The organism is Salinicoccus siamensis (genome assembly GCF_042429615.1).
In the GTDB taxonomy this organism is placed as follows: domain Bacteria; phylum Bacillota; class Bacilli; order Staphylococcales; family Salinicoccaceae; genus Salinicoccus; species Salinicoccus siamensis.
On sequence record NZ_JBHMAH010000031.1, the window covers coordinates 55,000 to 81,613 of the forward strand.

A 26,614-nucleotide genomic window follows, 5' to 3' on the forward strand; every position below is an offset into this window, starting at 1 on the left:
AATCCACAAATTCATGCGAACATATATTCGTATGTGGGTCGTCAGATTCTGTACAAATATGTCCGGTATATAGAATATTGTAGATTCATCTGCTCAGATTGCTGATAACGGCCCATAAGGCCTACAGCCATCATTTTTCATCGCCACTGAAGACCGCGCGGCCTTTGTAGAAATACTCGATCCCAGACAGGATGGTGAAGAAGACGGCGATGTACATTGCAGTCATGCCAAGGGAGAATGGTGTATATTGCGTAAACATATCACCAAAAAGCAACATTACAAGGGCAATCATCTGGAATACGGTCTTTATCTTGCCGAGCTGCCCTGCTGCACTTACATAACCCTGCTCTATCTGAAGCAGTCTTAGGCCGGTTACAGCGAACTCTCTTGCTATTATTACGACTGCGATCCAGGAAGATATCACTTGCAGCTCTACCAGGACAATCAATCCGGCAGTAACAAGCAATTTATCCGCTAACGGATCAAGGAATTTCCCCATATTGGTGATCAGGTGCCATTTCCTCGCAAGATAACCATCAAGAAAATCCGTCAGTGCGGCTGTAACGAATATTATCGCTGCAATGAACCTGCTGAGTGACACTTCCTCGCCGCCCAAGACCTGAATGCTGCCCCAGCCGAAATCTATCAGTATGAAAATGAGGAATATTGGAATCAGTATGACCCTGAAGACAGTGAGCTGATTGGGTATATTCATTAGACTACTCCTTTTTCAGATTGAATTCGTAATATACGGTGACCGCATCTCCCTGCTTAGGGTTCTGCAGACGTTCTCCATCAATTTCCACATTGAAATTCTTTGCATCGCCTAAAGTGAGATACAGTACATTAGCTTCTTCAGAGATTTCGAATTCTCCCTCGGATAATGTCTCATAGGCATAATTATTGCCTGTGTCATCCGTCAGCGTCACCCAGGAGGGCGTCTCTCCAGATAGACCGATCACAAGGGGGGGAGACACTTTGATATCATAATAGAAGGTGGCACCGTCTGAACTGTTGAAGGTATAATCTGATGTTGATTGTGAATCATCTGATTCCCCCTCTTCTTCCGTAGCTTCCTCCGTACTTGATTCATCGGCTGTATCCTTCTCTTCTTCGGAATTTTCCTCAGGCTCTTTGGATGCAGCAGTCTTTTCATCGAAATCATATATTGGCTTCTCTTCAAACACATCCGCCTCGGAACCAACCTGCAGCAGGATCATCCAAATTATGAACAAGCCTAGGATGATTCCAAGGAACCCGATGATTGTCCTCTTGAAATATTTATATTCCTCATCATCAGGATGGCCTCTTCTTTTCTCACTCAGATCACCATCATCCGGTAAGTCGCTGGCGAAGCGCTCCTTTAGCTTATCATGGTCCAGGCCAACTGCATCTGCATATTGTTGAATGAGAAACTGTGCGTGCCTAGGCTCTGGCAGGACATTTAGATCTCCTGCTTCTATAATATGGATGATGTCCTTCCTGAGTCCCGACTTCTCCTGCATCTCCTTAAGGGTAATGCCTGACTTTTCTCTTTTATCCTTTAAATAAGTACCAAGTTTCATGGCAACCTCCCTACATCCCGCCGAAGAAGCTCATATCTTCATCTTGGAACCAGTGTTTTTTCTGATGTTTTTCATAGGTTATCTCCTGATCTTCATCTTCCCTAAGCTCTATGATGTAGTCATAGTCGGCAAGAGTATAATTCATGCCGTCCACAAACAGATCAGGATGCTCTATGACCTTTACAGCCGGAAAACGCATCACTTCCCTGATGAGGCTTTTATGCTCTTCATTGGTGGACTTGTTCGTAACTGCGCCATCGATTATAAAGACATTATTGCGGTCGTACTCCCCTTTGATGAGAGTTGTGCGCTCTGTCTGCTTGATCAGGGTTGAAGATAAGAAAAGCCATTTTTTCTTCGCGGTCACACTGGCTGCAACGATGGATTCCGTTTTGCCGACACGGGGCATGCCTCGGACACCGATCATTTTATGACCTTCCTCCTTGAACAGTTCGGCCAGAAAATCGACAAGTATCCCGATCTCTTCCCGTGTGAAGCGGAAAATCTTCTTGTCATCCTCGGCCCTTTTGATGAAACGGCCATGCCGTACTGCCAGACGGTCCCTTACTTGAGGCTTCCTTATTTTAAGAATATTGATGTCGTCGATATACGCACTCATCAGTTCAAAACGCTTCAATTTGTTCAGCTCATCCGTGCGGATCAGCAACCCCCGTCTTTCATTCTCTACCCCATTTATGGTGTCGATGCTGATTCCGAGGTTGCCTAGAAGGGATGAGATGTCACCAAGCAGCCCTGGCCGATTATTGATGATTTCATACTCCATATACTGTTCGATATTACGTTCTGGATATCTCGTCTTATTGCTGTCTGTAGTACTCATGTATACCATCCCCCGTTAACATTCATTATTTCACCGGTTACAGATTGGGCATTCTCATCCAGCAGATACTGTACAGCATGCATCACTTCTGCAGGTTTTACGTAACAGGCCTGCGGCAGCTCATCCAGCAGATGTTGCTGGTCGGCCTCTGAAAGTAGTGCCGTCATCGCACCTTCGACTATCCCAGGTGCCACTCCATTAACCGTTACGCCCGTTGGAGCCAATTCTTTCGCCAAAGATTTGATGAGTGCTTCCTGAGCCCCTTTCATGGAAGCATATATGCTTTCATAACTCGCGCCATGACGCCCCCATATGGAAGTGATGACGATGATCCTGCCTTTTCGTCTTCTGAGTTTCGGCAACAGCACTTGTATGAAGGCGACAAGATTACGAATGGATATGTTGTACTGGTTGTCGACTTCATCGAGAGCGGTGTCCTGTACCAGGCTGAATAAGCTATAGCCCGGACACCATATCAATCCATCGATGCCATCCACCCCATCAAAGAAGCTTTCAATGACGGCCTTATCCTGCGCATAGCTGAGATCCAGAAAATGGTGCGTGCTGTCGTATTCCGGCTCTTTCTCCCTGGAAAAAGTGATGGTCTCTTCAGTCGACAACTGCTCATGCAGCTTCTTTCCGATATCTCCAGTGCTGCCTACTATGACATATCTAGACATCACGTTTCAATATACACTCTACCATGTATTCGGGATCCATGACATCGATAAAGTGGGTCTCCACTTCCTGGATGGTGATTTCTTCGATTACTTCAAGCAATTTGTAGAGGTCATAGCCATCCAGGTAATATTTTGTATATTGGTTTGCGATATACTCTGGAGAATTCAAGCTGGCCAGGTAATCCCCTATCACTTCCCTTTTCTGGTTCATGAGTTTCTCTTCTGTAAAGAAGCCACCCGTTTTGACCGATTCGATGATATTGCGGATTTCTGCGGCAAATGCATCTGGCTCTTCAGTATTCGTAGCAAAAAAGGCATGGGAAAAATCACTTTCTTCAATGTGGCTGAAATTGAACGAATCGTCTATGAGTCCTTTATCCATAAGCTCATAATAGAAATCTGACTGTTCCCCAAAGACCATGTCCAATGCGAACATCATCGATAGATCGCGCTTAAGGCGATTTTCAGTGTCGTCATTTTCCTGATAGTACTTGAAGCCAATCATCGATTTGGTTTCTTCAACATCCATCGTCAAGATGTTTTTATGCTTAACAATCTCCTTAGGTTCCAAAGGGAGCACCCTCTCAAGTTTAGGGAGTGGTTCAATCTTCCGACGATTCTGATGCGCATCAATATAATCGATTAATCCATCTACGTCAAAATCACCGACGAGTATCATCACCATATTGGACGGATGGTAGAATGTCTTGTGGCATAAAAAGAGATGGTCTGCGGTAATCTTACTGATTGACGCCTCAGTACCTGCTATATCCACTTTGACAGGCAAGTTGTGATACATCTGATTGAGGGTTTCAAAGTAGAGCCTGTAGCCCGGATTGTCCTGGTACATCTTGATCTCTTCATTGATGATGCCGACTTCCTTCTCGACTGTCTCTTCGGTGAAGTAGGGCTGCTCGACCATGTCCATGAGCAGCTTCAGATTCTGATCGAATGATTCTGTGGCACTGAAGAGATAGGAAGTGCGGTCGTAGGAAGTGAAGGCATTGGCATTGGCACCATATTTGGAGAAAAGATTGAAGACATCGCCGTCTTCCTTCTCGAACATTTTATGCTCAAGGAAATGGGCAATGCCATCCGGCACTCTATATTCTTCCCCGCCCACGATGAAATGATCATCCATCGAACCATATTTCGTCGTATATGTTGCGAACTTTTTACTGTAGCCTGGTTTAGGGATGACAAATACAGTCAGGCCATTGTCACACTCGTGCTTGTAGACTTGTTCATCTATTTTCGGATAATCAATTTTGTTCATCTTCTTCACTCCTTGTAAGTACATAGACCGTGTCCAGCACAACCCTTTTGCTGACATCGGCTATCATGGCACTATCAACCGCCGCCAGACGTTCCTCCCATGAAGAGGAATGTTCATCCTGAAGCATGCGATTGTACTCCAATGCCAACAGTCCTTTCGGTTTATCCATCACTTCTTTTCTGTTGACCCGCATCATACGTTTCACTTCTTCTACGAAATCATCCTCGAATTCACCCCGCTGCAGAGTCTCAAGCTCTCGCAAAATCGCAGTCTCGGCTTTTTCGGTGTTTTTAGGATCTACGCCACCCATGACGAACATATACCCGTTACGGATGTCGATTTGGGAGCTTATCTGATAGGCAAGGCTCATTTTCTCCCGTATATTCTGGAAAAGCAGTGAGGAGGCAGAACCGCCGAACATCTGGTTCATGACATTGAATGCCATCCTTTCTTGAAGATCCAAGTCTGAAACGCGGAAGCCCATGTTCAGTTTAGCCTGTTCAATCTTTTGGGCGTCTGTTTCTCTCTTTACCTGTTCAATTGCCTTGTCCGGATAAGGTTGATGCTTGAGTTCCACAAGCGCTTCGCGTTGATGAATCTTGCTAAGCTTATCTTCTATGTCTTCATCTACCGCACCGACTGCAAGAATCTTCAGTTCATCTTCAGCCATCATGCGGGAATGTTCTTCTTTGATGTCTTCGAGTGTAAGGGATTCAACATCTTCAAGGACACCAAACGAAAAGTACTTGTAGTCCTCCTCTTCAAACATTAGATTGACCATGGCCTGGAAGCTTGCCTGGGCACGATTGTCCTTCATGCTTTTCAGACGGTTTCGGTACAGGCGTTTCTCCTTATTGAAGAAATCCTCGTCAGATGCATCGTAATTGAATGGAGACTGCAATACTTCGTTTAGGAGTTTGCACATCTCACCGACGATATCCATATCTTCATAGATGAATTTGTCGTTCACTAACTCCATGCCGATGGTTACTGTATGGTCCCTCCCTTTCCGTCCTGTGGTGGAGGTGAGGTGGGCGCCATAAAGATAGGCGAGGTGGTTCAAGAGATCTGCTTCCTTTAAGAAAGTATCGGTCCGCTTTATCATCATGCGGGAAAGAAGATTCCGCTTCGTCACCCGCTCACGCTCTGATATGCTTCTGAAGACCAGTTGGATGGTGATGGTCTTGAATTTGTCGGTTTCTACGATTACTGATGGCACATTATTCAATAGATTCTTATTCACTGTATACATGGAAAACTCCCTATTCTTCATTCTGTATAAGTACATTGCGCGGTTTGCTGCCACTGCTCGGACCGATGACACCATTTCCCTCAAGGTCATCAATCAGCCTTGCAGCCCTGTTGTAACCAACTCTGAACTGTCGCTGGAGCAGTGATGCGCTGGCACGCTGCTGCTCGATTACAAACCATTTGGCATCTGGATAGAGTTCATCTTCAGATTCCTTTTGTTCCTTCTGTACTGGTTGGTTCATGATCGATTTCTCATAATTGGCCTTCATCTGGCTTGTTATGAAGTGTACGATGTCCCCTACTTCCCCATCTGAGAGGAAAGCACCCTGGACACGCGTCGGTTTTGATTTCCCTGAAGGCAGATACAGCATATCGCCGCGGCCCAATAGTTTCTCAGCACCTTGTGAATCGAGGATGGTTCTTGAATCGGTCTGTGAACTTACACTAAAGGCAATCCTTGAAGGTATGTTCGCTTTGATGATACCGGTAATGACGTCGACTGAAGGCCTTTGGGTTGCGATGATGAGGTGGATGCCGGCTGCACGTGCCATTTGGGCGATGCGTGTGATGGCGGCTTCAACCTCTTTGGAGGCAACCATCATGAGGTCTGCCAGCTCATCAATGATGACCACGATATAAGGCAGTTTCTGGACCTTCTCCGGCGTGTCGCTTTCACGCTCCAGATATTGGTTATATGCCTCGATATTGCGTGTGTTGGAATGGGAGAATAAATCATATCTCCGTTCCATTTCGCTGACGATCCGATTCAGGGCGTCACTCGCCTTTTGAGGATTCGTTACGACCGGACTCAATAGATGCGGTATGCCGTTATAGACATTCAACTCCACCATCTTCGGATCGATCATCATCAATTTCACTTCATGCGGTTTGGCGTTCATCAGGATGCTCAGGATGATGCCGTTTATGCAGACTGATTTACCACTGCCCGTCGCACCTGCGACCAGCAAGTGGGGCATCTTATTGAGTTCAGCCATGACCGGACTCCCTGAGATGTCTTTCCCGAGTGCCACTTCCAACGGATTATCAGAAGTCTTACGTTTGAGCACTTCACGCAGCGTCACCATACTGACTACAGAATTAGGCACTTCTATACCGACTGCCGATTTACCCGGTATCGGGGCTTCAATCCTTATATCCTTAGCAGCAAGGCTGAGTGCGATATCATTCTGCAGATTGATGATCTTGCTGACTTTCACGCCGATGTCCGGCTGTATTTCAAATTGGGTCACAGCTGGGCCGATACGGATTTTTGAAACTTTAGCATTGACTCCGAAGTTTTTCAGCGTATCTTCCAAAACCCTGCCTTGTTTCAGGACTTCTTTGTTGCTTACGGTCTCGGATACTTCCGCATCCTTCAACATCGTTATTGAAGGGAGTTCATACTGCTTCAATTGATCCAATTCATCGTCGTCGAAGGTTGAAATATCAGAATCACCATCACCCTCCGCTCCAGCATCACTTTCTTCTGAAACATCCTGTTCTTTGCTGCTCCAATCCTCCTGTGAGGTTCCAGCTTTCTCTTTTGTTTCATCATAAGGTTTTGGCTGATTGTGGCTGTTGTCGGAATCTGTAGCATCTGATTGGGTTTCTTGATGTTCGTATTCATGCATGGTCTCAATGATTGATTCATCGGCGCTGAAGTCTTCCAGCTGTCTTGGTCTTTGTTTTGTTTCTGTCTGCGGTTTTTCCTTACCTTTTACCCCCTCATTTTTATTGATCTGTCGAGCAGTGCTCTCGACACGTTTGTCGGTCAGCTTGCTGTACCCTTTCTGAATCAGGTCTACAGTGAACGAAAATAGGCGTGCGATACCCACTGCAGTTCTTTTGGCAGTGACTTTCAACATTTTCGATGTTTTGACCAGATCATTGGATAGGGATTGCTCGATATCTTTTGAAGTGATCATCAAGTAGCTGAAATACAAAAAGATTAGGCCGAGCAACAAAGTGCCCACCAGGGAGACACCCGTCGAAGAGAAGGCAAACAATATCTGCCCTATAATCCCACCTCCGAAGAAATGCATGATGCCCTCAGCCTGAATGGTTTCCAGAGTATCATTGAAAGTATAGAAGTTCTCAATGCTCGCCCTGTCTGTAATATACAGTGCCGAATGGAATAAAAATAACAGACCGAACTGGAGCAGCAAGTATCCTCCCATACGGCGTGTAAGCGGCAATTTCTGTTCTGCCGCCAAGTAGATGCTCATGAGAAACAGCATCAGGTATGTAAAATACCGGCTCGTTCCGAAAAGATAAGCAAATAAAGCATCCAGATATGTGCCTACAGCCCCGAGTTGGAACAGTGTGATGAACAGAAGTACGATGAGGATAAATGCCGAAATGGAGTAATAGCTTCTATTGTCTTTTTTCTTTCTTACGGCCCTACCCGCCTTTTTGGTTCTGTTTGGCTTTCTGGCCATGGACATTTCCCCCTATTTATAATGAGACTGCCAAAACTGGCAGTCTCATTGATGGTTTATATTTCAGATATTATCGGGATGATCATCGGACGGCGTTTTGTACTATCATACAGATGCTTACCGAGATCATCTCGTATGCTCTGCTTTAATGTACTCCACTCAATCTTCTTCTCATCAAGGGCATCCAAGACAATCTTATGGACGCGTTCTTCCGCTTCCTTAAGAAGGTCTTCACTCTCCTTCACGTAGACGAAGCCTCTGGATTGGATCTCCGGACCGGCCATGATCTGACGTTTTTTGGGATCTATCGTCACTACGGCTATAAAGATGCCATCTTCACTTAAAAGTCGTCGATCACGAAGTACAATATTACCCACATCGCCGACGCCACTGCCGTCAATCAACACATTACCGGCAGTCACCTTATTCGCACTGATCATCTGTTTTCCATCGTAGCTGACAACATCACCTTTTTCGAGAAGGAATATATTCTCTGGTGCGACACCAGTTTCAGCGGCGAGTTTTGCATGGGCAATCTGCATTTTGAACTCACCTTGAACCGGTATGAAATGCTTCGGTTTCATGACATTAAGCATCATCTTCAGCTCTTCGCTCAGGCCATGGCCAGAAGCGTGGATGTTCTGTTCAGGGGTGGCTATTTCAGCACCAGCCTTCACCAGTTCGTTCATCGTACTGTACAGCACCACCTCCATATTGGAAGATGGTGTCGTCAGTATATAGACGATATCCCCTTCTTTTATGTTGGTCACTTCATGCTGGCCACGGGACATCATACCCAATGCCTCAATCGGTTCACCTTGAGAACCTGTTGCAATGATGACCACTTCGTTATCCGGATAGTCTTCTATCTCATGGCTTGGCACGAGAAGACCTTCAGGGATATCGAAGTAACCAAGATTCCGGGCCACTTTGAAGGAATTTTCCAACGTGCGGCCAAGGAAAGAGACTTTGCGTCGATTCTTTGCGGCATTCGTCAGCACTTGCTGTATGCGGACAAAGTTTGAAGCATAGCAGGAGACGATGATTCTGCCCCTGGCCCGTGCAAATCCATCCAGTATGTGTTCTTCAATCACATTTTCCGGTGTGTTATAGCCGCGTTTTTCCGCTTCCGTGGAATCACTGATCAGAGCAAGCACATCTTTTTTCGCAATATCGTACATCTTACCCATATTGTAGCTGTAATCCCCCGTCAAACTCTGATCGAATTTGAATTCTCCAGTATAGACGATTGAACCGTACTTAGTCTCTATACTGACGCCATATGAATCCGGGATGCTGTGGCTTGTTTCGAAAAACACCATTTCAGCATTTTTGAATTTCATGCGTGATTGGCTGTTTATCGTGTGGAACTTGATTTTCTTATTGACGCCTTTAGCCCTCAGGCGATCTTTTACAAGCGCCAAGGTTAACTTGGAACCATAAATTGGGGCGTTTAAAGACCCGACAATATACGGTATTGCGCCGATGGAATCTTCATGCCCATGGGATAGGAAGATTCCTTTCAGCTTATGTTTGTTCTCTTGTACATAGGTGATGTCCGGTATGACAATGTCTACACCGAGCATTTCATCTTCCGGAAACATCAACCCTGCATCGAGTATGAACATCTCGTCATCAACTTCAACGACGTACATGTTTTTGGCGATCTCACCGACACCGCCGAGTGGTATGATTTTCACTTTAGCTTCCGTATTCGCTTCTTGTTTAGCTCCGTTCAAAATATTTCCTCCTATAGCCTACTTGAATGTGGCATGGTAGAACTTCCCATCGATTGTGATATGGGATACTTTTACGTTCTTTGTGTCATAGCGCGTTTCATCGCTGTTTTTCAGAATGAGATGGTCGATCGGCTTATCTTTGGTATGGAACTCCCTAAGCTTGTTGCCAAGTGCCAGATCTGTAAATATGATCTTCACCCCATCGTCATCTTTAATCCTCAGTTGACCGGTGGCTTCATGTTCCAAATCATTTATATCTACTTTATTAAAAATCAATTCGGTTACTCTCCTTTGTTATCTTCGAGCAGTGCCTTGCGGGACGCGTTGACGCGGCCCTGTTTATCGATTTCCGTTACTTTCACAAGGAATTTGTCGCCCATCTTAACGACATCCTCCACTTTGCCGACGCGTTTGGTATCAAGCTGTGAAATATGGACAAGCGCATCTTTGCCTTTGAACAGTTCGACAAAAGCCCCAAACTTTTCAATGCGTTTCACTTCGCCCATGTAGACTTCACCGACTTCTGCAACGCGTGTCAGTTCTCTGATGATTTCTTTAGTCCGCTCTATCATCTCAGGGTCGCTATGTCCGATCAGCACCGTTCCGTCCTGCTCAATATCGAGTTTGACGCCGGTTTCATCAATTATTTCATTGATTTTTTTACCACCTGGCCCGATCACATCACGGATCTTATCCGGCTTGATATGCATGACTTCAACTTTTGGAGCATACTTGCTCAACTCCTGACGTGGTTCGCTTAACGTTGCAAGCATGTTGTCCAGAATTTCGGCACGGCCTGCTCTTGCCTGCTCCAATGCCTCACTCAGGATATCTTCATCCAGTCCATCAATTTTAATGTCCATTTGGATGGCTGTAATGCCATTTTCTGTACCTGCAACCTTGAAGTCCATATCCCCAAGGGCATCTTCCATGCCCTGGATATCCGATAGGATTGTGTAGTTATCGTCCTTTTTGACGAGCCCCATCGCAATGCCGGCCACAGGCGCCTTTATAGGCACACCCGCATCCATCAGAGCAAGCGTCGAGCCACAGATTGACGCCTGTGAGCTTGAACCGTTGGACTCCAGCACTTCAGACACTAGTCTGATTGTGTATGGAAAATCGGATTCATCCGGTATCACTTGATAAAGGGCACGTTCACCAAGTGCACCATGACCGATTTCGCGGCGACCTGGTCCTCTGATCGGTCCAGTTTCGCCTACTGAGAAGTTCGGGAAGTTATAATGGTGCATAAAACGTTTGTTTTCGTCGACCCCGAGCCCATCTATAATCTGATGTTCTCGAAGGGCGCCAAGCGTACATATGGATAAAGCTTGAGTCTGGCCGCGGGTGAATAAGCCTGAGCCGTGTGCACGAGGCAGCAAGCCAGCCTGTGAATCCAGTGAACGGATTTCAGATGGTTGCCGGCCGTCAGGTCGTATTTTCTCTTCTGTGATGAGACGTCTCACTTCATCCTTCAGGAGCGTTTCTACTATAGAAGCCGCTTCTTTGTAAATGATTTCATAATCTTCGGCAGATTCATCCAGCGTTTCTAGGATGCGCTCTTTGGCAGCTTTTATCGCCGCATCACGCTCTTTTTTGTCTGGATCCTGAATTGCTTCATAGAGACCCATCGTTTTCGCTTTCTCCTCCATGTCGCTTTGCAGGTCAAAGTCCGGCTCCGGTACTTCAAAGGGTGTTTTCTCTATGTCCAGTTCCGCTAATATCTCTTCTTGGAAAGCGACCAATTTCTTGATGCTTTCATGGCCGAACATAATTGCTTTCAGCATCGTCTCTTCAGACACTTCACGTGCGCCTGCTTCGACCATGTTGACAGCATGCTTAGTGCCGGCAACTTGAAGGTCGATGTCAGAACGATCAAGCTCCTCCACCGATGGATTGATGATAAATTCCCCGTCGATCCGGCCGATCGTCACTCCGGCTATAGGACCCTTGAAGGGGATATCACTGACTCCAAGTGCAAGGGATGACCCAAGCATCGCCGCCATTTGAGGAGAAGCATCCGGGTCTACCGAGAGGACTATGGACATGACTTGCAGGTCATGCCTATACCCTTCTGGGAAGAGCGGTCTGATCGGACGGTCGATCAGGCGGCTTGTGAGTGTCGCTTCCTCACTTGGACGACCTTCACGCTTGTTGAATCCGCCAGGAATTTTACCCGCAGCATACAGCTTTTCCTCATATGCGACTGTCAGCGGGAAAAAAGGAAGATCTTTCGGTTCCTTGGAAGCAGTGGCGGTGGTAAGCACGACCGTCTCGCCGTACCGTATGAGCACTGCACCATTGGCTTGTTTGGCAAGCTCGCCGTATTCGACTGTCAGCTTGCGTCCCCCCCACTCTGTTTCATACACTTTCTTCGTTGTTTCTGTCATAATTTGTCTTCTCTCCTTAGTAAGGCTACTTAATCCAATCATATCACTTTTAATGGAGAATATACATAAAAAAAAGCATATCCAAAGGATATGCTCAAGCTGTTATTAGCGACGGAGACCGAGTCTTTTGATGAGTTCACGGTATCTCTGTATGTCTTTTTTACGCAGGTAGTTCAGCAAATGTTTCCTGCGGCCGACCATTTTAAGAAGACCTCTTCTTGAGTGGTGGTCCTTCTTGTGGATGCGCAGGTGTTCGTTCAGTGTTGTGATTTCAGCAGTCAATACTGCAATCTGTACTTCTGGAGATCCTGTGTCGGATTCGTGTGTACGGTATTCTTGTATCAGTTCATTTTTGCGTTCTTGTGATATAGCCATTAAAAACGCCTCCTTTTTTTATTGTTCACCGCTATCCGAGCAGATGCCGGAGTTGCTCTCTGCCAAGATTAGGGCACTTGGCTCATTATACGTTAAATGCTATAGGTTTTCAAGCAGCTTAATCGCTTTTTGTTTATCTCTTGATATATGATCAGTGAGCTCATCGATTCCGGAGAATTTCCTTTCCTCTCTTATGAAATGATGCCAGTGTACAGTGGCATTTTCCCCGTAGACGCTGCGGTCGAAATCAAAAAGGTGCACCTCTACACTCACCCGCTCGAGGTTATCGTGGAAAGTCGGTTTGACACCTACATTGCAGACGCCCTTGTATACAGTTTCCTCATTATCGAGCCTGAACGTCACGGCGTACACACCTTTAGCAGGTAGGTGATAGCGGTACTCCGGCTCAATGTTCGCAGTCGGGAAGCCGATGGTCCGTCCCCTCTTCTCTCCTTGCACGATTACACCTCTGACCTCATAGGGACGGCCTAAAGCATGATTGGCACTTTCAAGTTCATGCGTAAGCAGATCTTTTCTGATCTTTGTGGTCGATATCTTTTCGCCATCGACAGCCAGTTTTTCAACACCTGTCGTATGGAACGCCCCGTACTCAGATAGGGTGCTGATGTTTCCTGCACCATACCTACCATAAGTGAAATCGAAACCTGCAATGACTTCCTTGATATTCATGTCGATTATGTACTGGAATACGAAAGTGTCTGGGGACAATCCCGCAAGTGCGCTCGAAAAATTGATGACAAAGCAATAATCCACGCCCATATCCTCAAGCATCTCCAATTTGACATCAAGCGGGGTCAGATAGGTCGTCCGTCTTTTTTTCGGATTCAATACTACCGATGGGTGGGGGTCGAACGTTATGACGGCCTTCTTAAGACCATTTTCTTCTGCTTTGGCGATCATCGTGCCGAGTACATCCTGATGGCCTCTATGAAGCCCATCAAAAAAGCCGATAGCTGCAGCAGATGCCGGCAAATTCATATTTTCTTTTTCCTGTGGATGGTGCAATCTTATAGTTTCCATTACATCGCCTCTTATAAATTGAACATTTTGTAGGGTTTCATCATTTCCTGTTTTTCAGGATGGTCATGGTAGATGCCGATAACTTTGCCTTCATTTCTGAAGACAACCTTGTCAGTCCTGTCTTCTACCATTTCCATAATAGCAGATTTATACACCTTTTGCCCATTCAGGATTTTTTTCAGGAAATTTTCATCTTCTATATCTACAGTCGGCAATTCTTCTATCAACTTCCGGATTGGAATGAGATGTGCTGCGGCATCCCCTGACTTCAATTCCTCTAGGGTTGCAGATTGATTCAAAGTGATACCGCATGATTCCGTTCTGATCAGAGCAGACATATGGGCCGCTGTTTCGAGACTTCTCCCAATGTCTACTGCCAATGTACGTATATAGGTCCCCTTCGAACACGTTACATCAATATCGAAGTGGATGAGACCACTATCCCTCTCGATAGTTCCTATACGTGAAATCTGAAAGATGCTGACGGTCCTTAACGGCCTTTCCACTTCTATGCCTTGACGTGCATACTCATACAGTTTCTTTCCGTTTATTTTGACAGATGCATACCTGGGCACCCGTTGCGTATAATCTCCTTGGAAAGTCACTATCGCTTCATCGATCATTGCATCAGTAATGCCGTCAGTCACGTTGCGGTTCTCCACCTGTCCCGTCTGATCTTCAGTATCTGTCGAATAGCCCAAAGTCACACGCGCACGGTAGCTTTTTTTCTTTGTCTGCAAGTATTCAGTCAGTTTTGTGCCCTCACCGACGACGATGGGCAACACTCCAGTCACTTCAGGGTCGAGCGTCCCTGTATGTCCTACTTTCTTCATGCCGAGGATTCTGCGCATACGCATCACCACATCATGGCTGGTCAGTCCTTTGTCCTTATTTACCGGGATTACACCATGCATTGTTGTATAGACCTCCGTATATAAATAAAAACCTGGGGGGCCCCAGGTTTTATTTGTCTTTTATTTCATTAAGCAGTGCATCTATCTTGCTGCCATACTCGATGGAAGTATCATACTTGAACTCCAGTTCAGGAGCCTTCCGTATGGGTATTTCCTTAGCCACTTCCGAACGGATCAGGCCTTTGGCCCGGCCGAGTGCAGCCTGTACTGCTTCCCGGTCATCGTTGAGTGAGGTGAAGTATACAGTCGCAACTTCCATCTCTTTGGTCAGTTCAACATCTGTCACCGTCACCATCCCTATATCCGGGTCAGCAACCTTCGTCCGGAGCGCTTCGCTCACGACTTTCTTGACTTCTTCAGCCACTCGCTCTTGTCTGTTAGACATAAGTTATCACCTTTCAATTTCAACCATGATATAAGGTTCGATCTGGTCTCCCTCTTTAAGGTCGTTGAAATTCTTGATCGTAATGCCGCATTCGTAACCTGCAGTCACTTCCTTGGCATCATCTTTATAACGCTTGAGGGTATCCAATTCGCCTTCATGGACCACTATACCCTCTCTGATGACTCTTACACCTGAATCGCGGGTGATTTTACCGTCAGTGACGTATGACCCTGCAATCGTACCCACTTTGGATACTTTGAATGTTTGACGGACTTCGACATTGCCGATGACTTTTTCTTCAAAGATCGGGTCAAGCAGGCCTTTCATCGCAGTTTCGATTTCTTCAATGACACTGTAGATGACGCGGTGCAATCTGAGATCCACTTTTTCCTGATCTGCCGCTTTCTTGGCATTGACATCAGGGCGCACATTGAAACCGATGATGATGGCGTTTGAAGCTGAAGCCAAGGTGACGTCAGATTCATTGATTGCCCCAACCCCTGTATGGATGATGCGGACATTGACGCCTTCGACATCAATTTTCATCAATGAAGCGCTCAGTGCTTCCACGGAACCTTGCACATCTCCTTTGATGATGAGGTTGAGATCTTTCATCTCCCCTTCTTTCATCTGTTCGAACAGATTTTCAAGGCTTACTTTTGAAGTCTGTTCGCGATCATTCATGACCTTCTCTTCACTGCGCGCCTCTCCGATGCTGCGCGCAGTCTTGTCGTCTTTGAAGACTACAAAGCGGTCGCCAGCCTCCGGTACGTCGTTGAGTCCAGTGATTTCAACAGGTGTCGAAGGGCCCGCTTCCTGGATGCGCCGGCCAAGGTCATCAACCATGGCTCTGACTTTACCGAAAGTGCTGCCGACGACAAGTGAATCACCGACTTTGAGTGTCCCGTGCTGGACCAACAGGGAAGCCGCAGGGCCTCTTGACTTATCCAGTTCAGCTTCAATTACAGTGCCGATGGCTGGACGGTCACTTGTTGTCTTAAGTTCGGATACTTCTCCGACTAGGGTAATCATTTCAAGAAGGTCTTCGATGCCGTCACCGCTTAGGGCGGATAGAGGAACGAAAATCGTGTCACCGCCCCAATCTTCAGGATAAAGGCCATATTCACCAAGTTCCGTCATGACACGGTCCGGGTTGGCCGTTGGCTTATCGACTTTATTGACTGCCACGATGATTGGCACTTCAGCTGCTTTAGCATGGTTGATGGCTTCAATAGTCTGGGGCATGACACCATCATCAGCTGCTACGACAAGGATTGTGATGTCCGTGACTTGAGCACCGCGTGCACGCATGGTTGTGAACGCTGCGTGACCAGGCGTATCGAGGAACGTAATTTTCTTGCCGCCTGATTCAATCTGATAGGCACCGATATGCTGGGTGATGCCCCCGGCTTCTCCGGCTGTCACTTTAGTGTGGCGGATGGAGTCGAGCAATGTCGTTTTGCCATGGTCGACGTGGCCCATTATCGTAACAACGCTTGGGCGTTCCTCAGTCAATTCTTCGCCTTCAAGATCGAAATAGTTTTCAAGGTCCGTATTGTCTACGACCACTTCCAACTCCGCAGTGAATCCATGTTCACTTGCTATCAGCTCAACGGATTCATTATCCAGGGCCTGATTGATGTTTGTTACGACACCGACCATGAAGAGGTCTTTAACGATTTTAGATGCGTCTACGCCAATTTTCTCGGCAAGTTCGCCAACCGTGATGCCTTCCTGGTACTTGAACTCTTTAGGCAGTTCTTTTTTTGGTTGGGGCTCAGGCTGCTTGGCGTTCGGCTTATTCTGTTTCCGCCTTTTACCGCCATGTATGCCGGGCGCCCTATTCCTCTGTTGCCTTTGGTTCGGTTTATTTTCACGCGGCTTATTTCTATTGCCCTGCTCTTTTTTCTGTGTAGATGCTTTTGCATCCTTTTTAGGCTCTTCTGCTTTTTTCGTTTCCGCACCTTTTGCTTTGCCGAATTCTTTATCGAGCACTTCTACTTCATTATCTTCAAGAGATTTCATATGGCTATTCACTTCAATTCCTCTTGCCTGGAGGAATTCGATTATTACTTTACTTGCGACTCCATGCGCCTTCGCGTATTCGTAAATTCTGATTTTACTCATTGAATCACTTTCCTTTCTCTTTAAGCTCCAACATCTTTCTGCCGAAGCCTGGATCTGTCACTGAAAGTACAACTCTGTTGGCTGCACCTGTTGCGTTGCTCAAGGACTCATTGGTGTAATGATCGATCAGCGGTATATCATATGTCCTGCACTTATCGTGGATCTTTTTCCTTGTGTTTGCGCCAGCATCAGCAGCGAGGAAGACCACTGCAGCTTTTTTGGAACGGATGTTTTCCAGCGTCTTTTCCTCGCCCGCCGTCAGTTTCCCGGCACGCTTTGCCAAACCCAGCATATTCAATAGCTTGTCCGTCATCGTTTAGGGATGTCCTCCCTGTAGATGAGCCGGATGATTTCATCATAGATTGGGGCAAGCGTTTCCTTGTCAAAGCCGAGCCTGTTTTCCAGCACTTCTTTTTCCCTGGCTTTTTCGACAGCTTCAAGGTTTTTCACTACATAGCTGCCACGGCCATTCTTCTTGCCGCTCGGATCGACGAATACTTCGCCTTCTTTGGTCGAAACAATCCGTAATAACTCTTTTTTTGGATGCATTTCATTGGTCAGGATACATTTTCTAAGAGGTATTTTCCTTTTCATAACAATCACCCGTCATCTATTCTAGGATGCCCTCTTCACTGGCATCTGATTCACTTTTGATATCAATTTTCCATCCTGTAAGTTTAGCTGCAAGACGTGCGTTCTGTCCACGCTTGCCTATCGCCAGGGAAAGTTGATTATCCGGTACGATGACCATCGTCGATTGATTCTCTTCGTCGACCACTACATCGATCACCTGCGAAGGGCTGAGCGCATTTTTGACAAATACTTTCGGGTCTTCATCCCATAGGACGATGTCGATCTTTTCGCCTGAAAGTTCATTGACGATTGCTTCGACACGTGCTCCCCGGGCGCCTACACACGAACCTACAGCATCGACATCCGGGTTCTTCGCGTAAACGCTTATTTTGGAACGTTCCCCGGCTTCCCTGGCTACACTGGTGATTTCGACTGTGCCGTCGTAAATTTCTGGCACTTCTTTCTCAAACAGCCGTTTCAGGAGGTTCGGATGGGTCCGTGAAACGAAGATCTGTGGTCCCTTGGTAGTCTGTTCGACTTTATTCACGTAGACTTTAATCCTGTCGTTCGGACGATAGGACTCATTCGGCATCCTTTCGGATTCACTCAAAACTGCATCAGTCCTGCCCAACTGTATGTGGACGAAACGATGGTCCACACGGTCGATCAGACCCGTTAACACTTCATCTTCCTTATCGATGAATTCATTATAGAGGATGCCGCGTTCAGCATCCCGCAGGCGCTGCATGACCGCCTGCTTGGCGGCTTGGGCGCCCACCCTATTGAAATCCTTCGGCGTGACGTCCTCATCATAAGGATCGCCGACCTCATATGCCGGATTAACGGTGCGGGCTGTTTCAAGGTCAATTTCCCCGGTCGGGTCTTCAACCTCCTCCACAACATCTTTTCTGGATACCACTATATATGTACCGTTATCCATATTCAGGTCGACTTTAACATTCCTATGCTGGGAGTAATTCTTTTTATACGCTGTCAAAAGCGCTGCCTCGATGGTTTCTACCAGCACTTCCCTTGGAATGCTTTTTTCCTTCTCGAGGTAGTCTATCGCATTCAATAACTCCTGGTTCACTAATAAGCGCCTCCAATCATAATATTACCGCTTTTCGAATTGTTGCGATCTTGCTTCGGTCTATTGTCACTGTTTTCTTACGTGTTTTAACTTTATATTCTATCGTCACGGAAGTCGGATCATAGGCCTTCAATATTCCAGTCCATTCCTTCTCTCCGTCGATCTGCTGGTAGGTCTTTACATAGATACCCTGCTCCAGCGTCATTTCTAGATCTTCGTCATCCTCGATCGGGCGCTCTGCACCTGGTGACGAGACATCAAGGAAATACCCCCCTTGGATAATTTCCCATTCATCAAGTTTTTCACTCAATACTTCACTCACCTGGGCGCAATCCTCAAGGGTGATGCCGCCTTTCTTATCAAGGTAGAGTCTCAGAAAGTAGTCCTTCCCTTCTTTGACATACTCCACTTCAATGAGTTTGTACCCCATCTCCACAACCACTGGTCGAGCATGCTCCAATACATTCTTTTCAGTGCGATTCACTGCCCATTCCCCTCCTTCAAAACTAAGAGAAGAACGGGCTAGCCCGTTCTTCTCCGCGTAACGTGGTATTTAATATCATAGCTATTATACCACAGTGCATTTTAGCCTGCAACTTGAGTCTACATATCAAAAATCGACAACTGTGCCTTGTCCGGCAGATGGTCGAGACTGCCCAATTCAGTCAGGTAATCGACTACTTTCTGGGACACGCCAGCCCGTTTATTCAAATCTTCTTTCGAGATGAACGGTTCGTCCTCGCGCGCTTCCACAATGCGTTTTGCCACTCCGGCACCAAGTCCCGGCACAGCTATGAATGGCGGAATCAGTGCGTTGTCTTCGATCTTGAACTCAAAGCTATCCGACTTCTCGACGCTTACCGGTTTTATCTTGTAGCCACGCTGCACCATCTCATTGGTGATTTCAAGAACCACCAGTGTATCTTTTTCCTTTTTGCTGAGCTCCTGGAACCTCTGATTCATTTCCTTGACGTTATGCCTGATTGTCGTACCATCCTTGACCATCGTCAGCAAATCGAAGTCCGAAGCACGGACTGTAAAGTAGCTCGCGTAATAATAAAGGGGGTGGTGCACTTTAAAGTAGGCGATCCTGACCGCCATCAGAACATAGGCGGAGGCGTGTGCTTTCGGGAACATGTATTTGATCTTCTTGCAGGAGCTGATGTACCACTCGGGCACGCCCTGTTCCTTCATCGCTGTTTCATGCTCCTCGGTCAGGCCTTTACCTTTACGCACCTTCTCCATGATATTGAAGGCGAGAGAAGGCTCAAGTCCCTGATACATCAGATAGACCATGATGTCATCACGGCACCCGATGACGTTTTTCAAGTCACATGTACCGTTTCTGATCAGCTCTTGCGCATTGCCGAGCCACACGTCTGTACCGTGGGATAGCCCGGATATCTGGACGAGTTCACTGAATGTTGAAGGTCTTGTATCCTCAAGCATCTGGCGTACGAAACCAGTACCGAATTCAGGCACACCAAGCGTCCCTGTACGACACAGGATATCTTCTTCAGAAACACCGAGCGCATCCGGTGAATTGAATAGTGACATCGTTTCTTCATCGTCGACGGGCACCGTCTTCGGATCGATGCCGGATAGGTCCTGAAGCATGCGTATCATGGTCGGATCATCATGGCCCAGAATATCCAGCTTTAGGAGGTTGTCGTGGATCGAATGGAAGTCGAAGTGCGTGGTCTTCCATTCCGATTCCACATCGTCAGCCGGGTACTGTATTGGCGTAAAATCATATATATCCATGTAATCCGGAACGACGATGATGCCACCTGGATGCTGTCCGGTCGTCCGCTTCACACCGCTGCATCCCAATACGAGCCGATCGATTTCAGCCCCCCTCCGATGGAGGCCATTATCGTTCATATAGCCTTTGACATAACCGAACGCCGTCTTCTCCGCAACTGTACCGATGGTGCCTGCCCTGAACACTTTGTCTTCGCCAAATAGTTCCTTAGTATAGTTGTGGGCCACAGGCTGGTAATCCCCACTGAAGTTCAAGTCGATATCCGGAACCTTATCCCCCTTGAATCCAAGGAAAGTTTCAAATGGAATATCCTGCCCCTCTTTTATCAAGGGAGAATTGCAGGTGTCACAAGATTTATCAGGCAGGTCATAGCCAGAACTTACACTGCCATCCACAAAAAATTCACTCGTCCGGCAGTTAGGGCAGACATAGTGCGGTGGCAGTGGGTTCACTTCAGTGATTTCCGTCATCGTGGCGACAAAACTGGAACCGACTGAACCGCGTGAACCGACCAGATAACCGTCTTCAAGTGACTTCTTGACGAGTTTCTGGCTGATGAGGTAGATGACGGCAAAACCGTTTCCGATGATGCTGTCCAGTTCTTTCTCAAGGCGATCTGTAACGATCTCCGGCAATTCCTCACCGTATAGGGCGCGGGCATTGCTGTAGCTGAGTTCCCGGATTTGATCGTTGGCCCCTTCTATGTTCGGGGTGTAGAGCTTATCTTTGATGGGCACCACTTCTTCTATACTATCGGCAATCCGGTTTGGTGCGTCAATGACAACCTCCCGCTTCACCGCCTCTTCAAGGAATGAGAATGCATCCAGCATTTCGTCTGTAGTCCTGAAATGCGCATCAGGCAAGTTACCTCTCGATAACGGATTTCCAGGGTTGCTCTTCACTAGGATATCGCGGCACAACTTATCCGACTCATCCAGGTAATGGGTATTGCCGGTGGCTACTACAGGTTTATCAAGCTCGTTACCCAATCTGATGATGTTTTCGATGATTTCTTCCAAAGTCGCCTCACTGCGGACGATTTCACGCTCCAACAGCCTGCTGTAGAGTGCTTTAGGAAATATCTCGAGATAATCATAGAAACGCGCTACCTTCTTTGCCGCCTCGTATGACTTCTGCATCATGGCAGTGAACACTTCACCTGAATCACATGCACTACCGATGAGCAGACCACTCCGATATTTGTCCAATAACTGTTTCCTGATGCGTGGCGTTTTGTAGAAGTTATCTGTCAAAGACTGCGATACTATCTTGAATAAATTTTTGAGACCTTCCTGGTTTTTTACAAGGATCGTTACGTGGGTCGGCATCGCGCGTTTATAGGAATCCTGATCCGCTAACTTTTCATTGATGTGGTTATGATTCTCTATACCTGCCTTTTTAAGCTGCGATAACATCTTGATGAATATATAGGCGGTCGCTTCGGCGTCATATATTGCACGGTGGTGTTGTGTCAGTTCGACATTATACCGTTTGGCGAGTATATTCAGACCGTGCTTCTTGAAGTCCTTGTTTATGGAACGGGATAGTTCAAGCGTATCGATGACGCCATTAGTATATGGAGCAAGCCCCTCTTTACTGTATGCAGCCTCTATAAAGCCCATGTCGAAGCTTGCGTTATGGGCGACGAATATCGCATCCCCCACCCATTCCTTGAAATCGGTGATCACTTCTGAAATTGGTGGCGCATCCTGCAGCATATCATCAGTAATGCCGGTGATTTCCTTGATGGTCTCAGTGAGCGGTTCATTGGGGTTGCTGAATCTTTCGAAACGGTCTATGATTTCGCCATTTTTGACTTTTACCCCTGCAAGTTCGATGATGCGGTCATACTTGGAGGACAGGCCGGTCGTCTCGACGTCGAATACGACATATTCATGTTGATCGAGTACTATGTCCTGCGGTTTATACGCAATTGCTGCCCCATCGTCGACGAGCAACCCTTCCATCCCATAAATCATCTTCAATCCGTTGGCTTTTGCGGCATAATAGGCGTCGGGGAAAGCCTGCACATTATTGTGGTCAGTAACGGCAATCGCTGTATGACCATAATCTTTTGCCCGCTCTACATATTCCCCGATATTCCTCAACCCATCCATCTGGCTCATTTCAGAGTGGAGGTGGAGCTCTACCCTCTTATCAGTGCTGCCGTCCTTTTTCTCCGGCTTATTGAAGACATTCAAACTGCGGATCATAAGCACCATATCTTTGGAAAATTCGTCGTATTCGACATTACCTTCAATGAGCACCCAATCATTTTTATCCAACGCCTCAAAAACTGCTTCATCTTCCTTGCCGTGCCTCGAGAACATTTTGGCGGCGATGGAGTCCGTATAATCGGTAAGCTTCAACTGGAGGATTTTACGGCCTGTCCGGAGTTCACGTACCTCCTTATCGAATATGACGCCTTCAATTTTTACATTGAACTCTTCTTCGACAACTGTTTCAAGCGGCCTGATGTCTTTCATGGTGATTGCTTTGCCGATCTGCTTTATGGTCTCTTCCTGCTTCTTCTTCATATCCGTTTCAAAATGTTTCTGCTGTTCTATGAAGCCCTGCACCAATTCAGTCTTCTCTTCTCTGAGGCGTTCTTCAAGCTGTGTCCGCCGACTCGAATCAAGTTCTGCATCCTTTTGGAATTCAATCCCTTCTATAGGCATGCCGCAGGCAACATAGGCGTTCTTCAGGTTACCATTTATGTTTTTATTGAAATGGGCCACTTCAATGTCATTCTGGACAGAAAAAATCAATGTCCCGTCGCTGAGTTGTTTGTCACAATTAAGCAGCTGGAACTTGATGTTCTGATTGATCCCGATGGAATCAAGCGCATATTCAAGGTAATCGATTATATCTTTATCTGTATAATGATCTGCCGTGATGATCAATTGGGTCCGTGCTATATTGGAAAAAGCTGTTTCTATGCTCTTTTCCATCATGTTCCTGAGCGCGACAGGTATCATTTCTTCAAAATGGATATGGAACTCCCAGACTCTTTCAGCATCATTTGACACTACTTTCTTTAGGGTTCCTGTAGATAAATAATTATCATTTCCACTGATCCCCGCCTGCTTCAGCAAAATGTTAAACTGATCTTTTCCCTTCACTTACAACACTCCTGTAAAGAGCGCGTAAATCGATGATTTACGCGCTCCCCCTGTTAATAATTATCTTCAAGATACTGTTTCAGTTCGCCCACCGGCAGATTGATGGATGCATCACTGCTTCTCGGTTTGATTTCTACAATGCCTTCTTTCGCGCCGCGTCCCACTACTACCCTAAACGGCAGACCGATCAGGTCGGAATCTGCAAACTTGACTCCGGCACGTTCTTTACGGTCGTCGTACAGCACCCGGTAGTCAGCACCAAGTGTTGTATACAGTTCTTCTGCGATTGCTTCAGCCTCTTTATCTTTAGGGTTTGGAGTGACAATGTGCACATCGAACGGCGTCACCGACTTAGGCCAGATGATGCCGCGCTCATCATGGTGGCTCTCAACAATCGCCGACAAGGTCCTGGAAATCCCGACGCCGTAGCATCCCATGAGCACGGGTGTACTGCGTCCATTCTCATCCAACACATTCAAGTTCATCGCTTCGGAATATTTTGTGCCCAATTTGAATACTTGGCCCACTTCTATACCCTTCATGAACTTCACCGGTCCACTGCCATCCTGAGCCATTTCCCCTTCAATAATGAAGCGGAAATCACCATAACCGCCAATCTCAAAGTCGCGCTTATGGTTGACGTTGATGAAATGATATCCACTTTCATTTGCACCAGTCGGATAATCCTGCATGTTCTTCACCTGATGGTCAAGGTAGACTTCAATCTCTGCATCCACAGGACCCAGACTGCCGGGATCCGCCTGCATCAAGCCCTTAATTTCTTCGTCCGTCGCAAAGCGTATATCATCTGTGGCGAAATGAGTCTTGACTTTGACATCATTCAACTCGTGATCTCCCCTGAGCAGTATCATGACGTACCGCTCATCGATCTTCATGATCATCGTTTTAGTGGTCTCCTCAAGCTTGATATCAAGGAAATCAGCTAAAGCGCTACATGTCTTGACTTCAGGCGTCGCCACCTTTTCGATTTCCCTAGTGCTTTCCACTGTTTTTGCCTCTGGTATCGGGCATCCTGCTTTTTCTATATTGGCCGCATAGTTGCTTTCCTCGGTATAGACAATCGTGTCCTCCCCGATGTCTGCGAGCGCCATGAATTCATGGGTATGGCTGCCCCCTATCGCACCTGAGTCTGCCTCTACAGCACGGTAATTAAGTCCTACCCGAGAAAAAATCTTGGAATAGGCCATATACATGTCCTGATATTTCTCGTCCAGGGAGTCTTCATTACTGTGGAATGAATAGGCGTCCTTCATAATGAATTCACGTCCGCGCAACAGGCCGTACCTTGGACGCAGTTCATCCCTGAACTTCGTCTGGATCTGAAAGACTGTAAGAGGAAGTTTTTTATAGCTTTTAAGCTCATCACGCAACAGAGCAGTTACAATCTCTTCGTGCGTAGGCCCAAGGGCAAATTCACGACCATGGCGGTCTTCGAGCCGCATAAGCTCACTGCCGTACGCTTCCCATCGGCCTGATTCCTGCCAAAGCTCCTTCGGATGCAGTACAGGCATGTGTATCTCTACACCTTCGATGGCATTCATCTCTTCTCTGACGATCTGCTCGATGTTGTTCAATACCAGTTTCGTTATAGGCAGATACGTGTATACGCCGCTGGCCATCTGCTTGATCATGCCAGCCTTGAGCATCAGGCGATGGCTCAGGCTATCTGCATCTTGCGGGGTTTCGCGCATTGTTGGTATAAACATTCTAGATTGTCTCATTCACTTCACTCCTAAAGGAAAAATGTTTTTATGTCATTCCAAGTTACTAATACCATTACGATCAGCAAGAATAGTACACCAATCAACTGAATGTTCAGTTCAACTCTCCTGTTCAGAGGTTTTTTGAATATCCCTTCATATAGTACGAATAATATCCGTCCTCCATCCAATGCGGGTATCGGCAGCAGGTTCATTATACCCAGGTTGACACTCAGTATCGCAGTGAAGCGCATGAGTGTCATCAGGCCTTGGGCTGCTACATCTTCAGTCACTTTATATATGCCGACCGGTCCGTTCAGCATATCGAAGGAGAAGGTCCCGTCAGCAATACTGATGAACATCTGCACTACAAGCGTGAATATAAGCGTCCCCATTTCGTATGTCTGCTCGGCGCCCCACAATATTGGAGATATCACGCCGCGCTCCATCTCGGCCCCTATCCCGATGACCAGCCTTTCCCTCGTTTCACCATCTGGAAGTTCCGTCTTTTCAACTATCGGTGTCATTTCAACAGTGCGTGATTCACCATCGTTCACAACTGTTATGTCGAGTTCGGTTTCGCCTTCTTGTTGGATAATGGTCGACATGTGCTCCCAACTGTCCACTTCCTGACCGTTGATCGTTTCAAGATGATCACCTGATTTCAAGCCCGCTTCTTCAGCCGGTGTATCTTCTGCAACAAAGCCTACGACAGCCTCTTCCACTGGCTTGCCATTGATGTAGAACAACACTGTGAACAATGCAAAAGCCAATACGAAGTTCATCAAAGGCCCCGCCGCCAAAGTCATCAGGCGATGCCCCACCGATTTGGACTCGAACCTCGCGGCTCTCGGAGCAATGCGCTCCAATTCGGAATTCTGTACAAAATATGCCTCATCAGAAAATGTATAGACGACTTCTTCTCCGTCATGTAGACGTATAGCCTTAATGAACATTTCTTTGGTGATGTCCGACTGGATGACTTCAACTTCTTCGACTTGTGTGAAGTTATGCTTATCATCGAGTATTATATGACTGATGCGGTCTTCTCCGTCAGTCTTTAATTGAACACGCATACCGGCGTTGAGTGGATTGACTTCCATTTCATCGGAGGCCATTCTGACATATCCCCCAACCGGCAGTAGGCGCACTGTATAAAGCGTGTCATTGTATTTGTGGGAAAATATTTTAGGCCCCATGCCTATGGCGAACTCCGGACACATTATGCCTGCCCGTTTGGCGAAAATGAGGTGCCCAAGTTCGTGAACTGTAACCAGCACACCAAAAACTACTATAAAAGCTAAAATGCCGGTCATAC

Annotated in this window: 22 protein-coding genes; all 22 read right to left on the reverse strand. The window is 46.7% G+C overall.

Going from position 1 to position 26,614, the window contains the following annotated elements; translation table 11 throughout:
• Positions 1-130: 130 nt before the first annotated feature.
• The 22 genes from pgsA to rseP all read right to left on the reverse strand — a co-directional run bounded on the left by pgsA (position 131) and on the right by rseP (position 26,612).
• A complete protein-coding gene (gene pgsA / locus ACFFLE_RS09665) occupies positions 131-715 on the reverse strand; it encodes a CDP-diacylglycerol--glycerol-3-phosphate 3-phosphatidyltransferase (RefSeq protein ID WP_380570893.1) in 585 nt (194 codons plus the stop codon).
• A gap of 4 nt (positions 716-719) precedes the next feature.
• Complete coding sequence (locus ACFFLE_RS09670) at positions 720-1,565, reverse strand: helix-turn-helix domain-containing protein (protein ID WP_380570894.1); 846 nt, start codon at positions 1,563-1,565, stop codon at positions 720-722.
• 10 nt (positions 1,566-1,575) lie between these two features.
• Entirely contained in the window at positions 1,576-2,406 is an 831-nt protein-coding gene (locus ACFFLE_RS09675; protein WP_380570895.1) for a DUF3388 domain-containing protein, read from the reverse strand.
• On the reverse strand, positions 2,403-3,086 hold the full coding sequence (locus ACFFLE_RS09680) for an SDR family NAD(P)-dependent oxidoreductase (RefSeq protein ID WP_380572115.1): 684 nt from the start codon (positions 3,084-3,086) through the stop codon (positions 2,403-2,405). The genes ACFFLE_RS09675 and ACFFLE_RS09680 overlap by 4 nt, the downstream gene beginning before the upstream one ends.
• Complete coding sequence (yfmH, locus tag ACFFLE_RS09685) at positions 3,079-4,362, reverse strand: EF-P 5-aminopentanol modification-associated protein YfmH (RefSeq protein ID WP_380570896.1); 1,284 nt, start codon at positions 4,360-4,362, stop codon at positions 3,079-3,081. The genes ACFFLE_RS09680 and yfmH overlap by 8 nt, the downstream gene beginning before the upstream one ends.
• Positions 4,349-5,614 carry an EF-P 5-aminopentanol modification-associated protein YfmF gene (yfmF, locus tag ACFFLE_RS09690; RefSeq protein WP_380570897.1) on the reverse strand — a complete coding sequence of 422 codons (1,266 nt, stop codon included), beginning with the start codon at positions 5,612-5,614 and terminating at the stop codon, positions 4,349-4,351. The genes yfmH and yfmF overlap by 14 nt, the downstream gene beginning before the upstream one ends.
• A gap of 10 nt (positions 5,615-5,624) precedes the next feature.
• A complete protein-coding gene (locus ACFFLE_RS09695) occupies positions 5,625-8,051 on the reverse strand; it encodes a DNA translocase FtsK (RefSeq protein WP_380570898.1) in 2,427 nt (808 codons plus the stop codon).
• Positions 8,052-8,107: 56 nt separating this feature from the next.
• Positions 8,108-9,790 carry a ribonuclease J gene (locus tag ACFFLE_RS09700; RefSeq protein WP_380570899.1) on the reverse strand — a complete coding sequence of 561 codons (1,683 nt, stop codon included), beginning with the start codon at positions 9,788-9,790 and terminating at the stop codon, positions 8,108-8,110.
• 18 nt (positions 9,791-9,808) lie between these two features.
• Positions 9,809-10,066, reverse strand: coding sequence for a hypothetical protein (locus ACFFLE_RS09705; RefSeq protein WP_344701429.1), 258 nt, complete (start codon positions 10,064-10,066; stop codon positions 9,809-9,811).
• Positions 10,067-10,071: 5 nt separating this feature from the next.
• Positions 10,072-12,183: a polyribonucleotide nucleotidyltransferase gene (gene pnp / locus ACFFLE_RS09710; protein WP_344701427.1), complete on the reverse strand. Its 2,112-nt coding sequence runs from the start codon at positions 12,181-12,183 to the stop codon at positions 10,072-10,074.
• Positions 12,184-12,288: 105 nt separating this feature from the next.
• Positions 12,289-12,558: a 30S ribosomal protein S15 gene (gene rpsO / locus ACFFLE_RS09715; protein WP_344701425.1), complete on the reverse strand. Its 270-nt coding sequence runs from the start codon at positions 12,556-12,558 to the stop codon at positions 12,289-12,291.
• 99 nt (positions 12,559-12,657) lie between these two features.
• Positions 12,658-13,599, reverse strand: a complete 942-nt coding sequence (locus tag ACFFLE_RS09720; protein ID WP_344701421.1) for a bifunctional riboflavin kinase/FAD synthetase — start codon at positions 13,597-13,599, stop codon at positions 12,658-12,660.
• 11 nt (positions 13,600-13,610) lie between these two features.
• Positions 13,611-14,513 (reverse strand): tRNA pseudouridine(55) synthase TruB, encoded by a 903-nt coding sequence (gene truB / locus ACFFLE_RS09725; protein ID WP_344701419.1) that lies wholly within the window; start codon positions 14,511-14,513, stop codon positions 13,611-13,613.
• Positions 14,514-14,562: 49 nt separating this feature from the next.
• Entirely contained in the window at positions 14,563-14,898 is a 336-nt protein-coding gene (rbfA, locus tag ACFFLE_RS09730) for a 30S ribosome-binding factor RbfA (RefSeq protein WP_344701417.1), read from the reverse strand.
• A 6-nt stretch (positions 14,899-14,904) separates the two neighbouring features.
• Entirely contained in the window at positions 14,905-17,025 is a 2,121-nt protein-coding gene (gene infB, locus ACFFLE_RS09735) for a translation initiation factor IF-2 (protein WP_380570901.1), read from the reverse strand.
• A gap of 4 nt (positions 17,026-17,029) precedes the next feature.
• A complete protein-coding gene (locus ACFFLE_RS09740; protein WP_380570902.1) occupies positions 17,030-17,338 on the reverse strand; it encodes a L7Ae/L30e/S12e/Gadd45 family ribosomal protein in 309 nt (102 codons plus the stop codon).
• On the reverse strand, positions 17,335-17,619 hold the full coding sequence (gene rnpM, locus ACFFLE_RS09745; RefSeq protein WP_380570903.1) for an RNase P modulator RnpM: 285 nt from the start codon (positions 17,617-17,619) through the stop codon (positions 17,335-17,337). The genes ACFFLE_RS09740 and rnpM overlap by 4 nt, the downstream gene beginning before the upstream one ends.
• Before the next feature lie 16 nt (positions 17,620-17,635).
• The gene (gene nusA, locus ACFFLE_RS09750; protein ID WP_380570904.1) at positions 17,636-18,688 is read right to left on the reverse strand and encodes a transcription termination factor NusA; all 1,053 of its coding nucleotides are present in this window, start codon (positions 18,686-18,688) and stop codon (positions 17,636-17,638) included.
• Positions 18,689-18,704: 16 nt separating this feature from the next.
• Entirely contained in the window at positions 18,705-19,172 is a 468-nt protein-coding gene (gene rimP / locus ACFFLE_RS09755) for a ribosome maturation factor RimP (RefSeq protein WP_344701408.1), read from the reverse strand.
• 119 nt (positions 19,173-19,291) lie between these two features.
• The gene (locus ACFFLE_RS09760) at positions 19,292-23,575 is read right to left on the reverse strand and encodes a PolC-type DNA polymerase III (protein ID WP_380570905.1); all 4,284 of its coding nucleotides are present in this window, start codon (positions 23,573-23,575) and stop codon (positions 19,292-19,294) included.
• Positions 23,576-23,628: 53 nt separating this feature from the next.
• A complete protein-coding gene (locus ACFFLE_RS09765) occupies positions 23,629-25,317 on the reverse strand; it encodes a proline--tRNA ligase (protein ID WP_380570906.1) in 1,689 nt (562 codons plus the stop codon).
• Positions 25,318-25,328: 11 nt separating this feature from the next.
• Positions 25,329-26,612, reverse strand: a complete 1,284-nt coding sequence (gene rseP / locus ACFFLE_RS09770) for an RIP metalloprotease RseP (protein WP_380570907.1) — start codon at positions 26,610-26,612, stop codon at positions 25,329-25,331.
• Between the last annotated feature and the right edge of the window lie 2 nt (positions 26,613-26,614).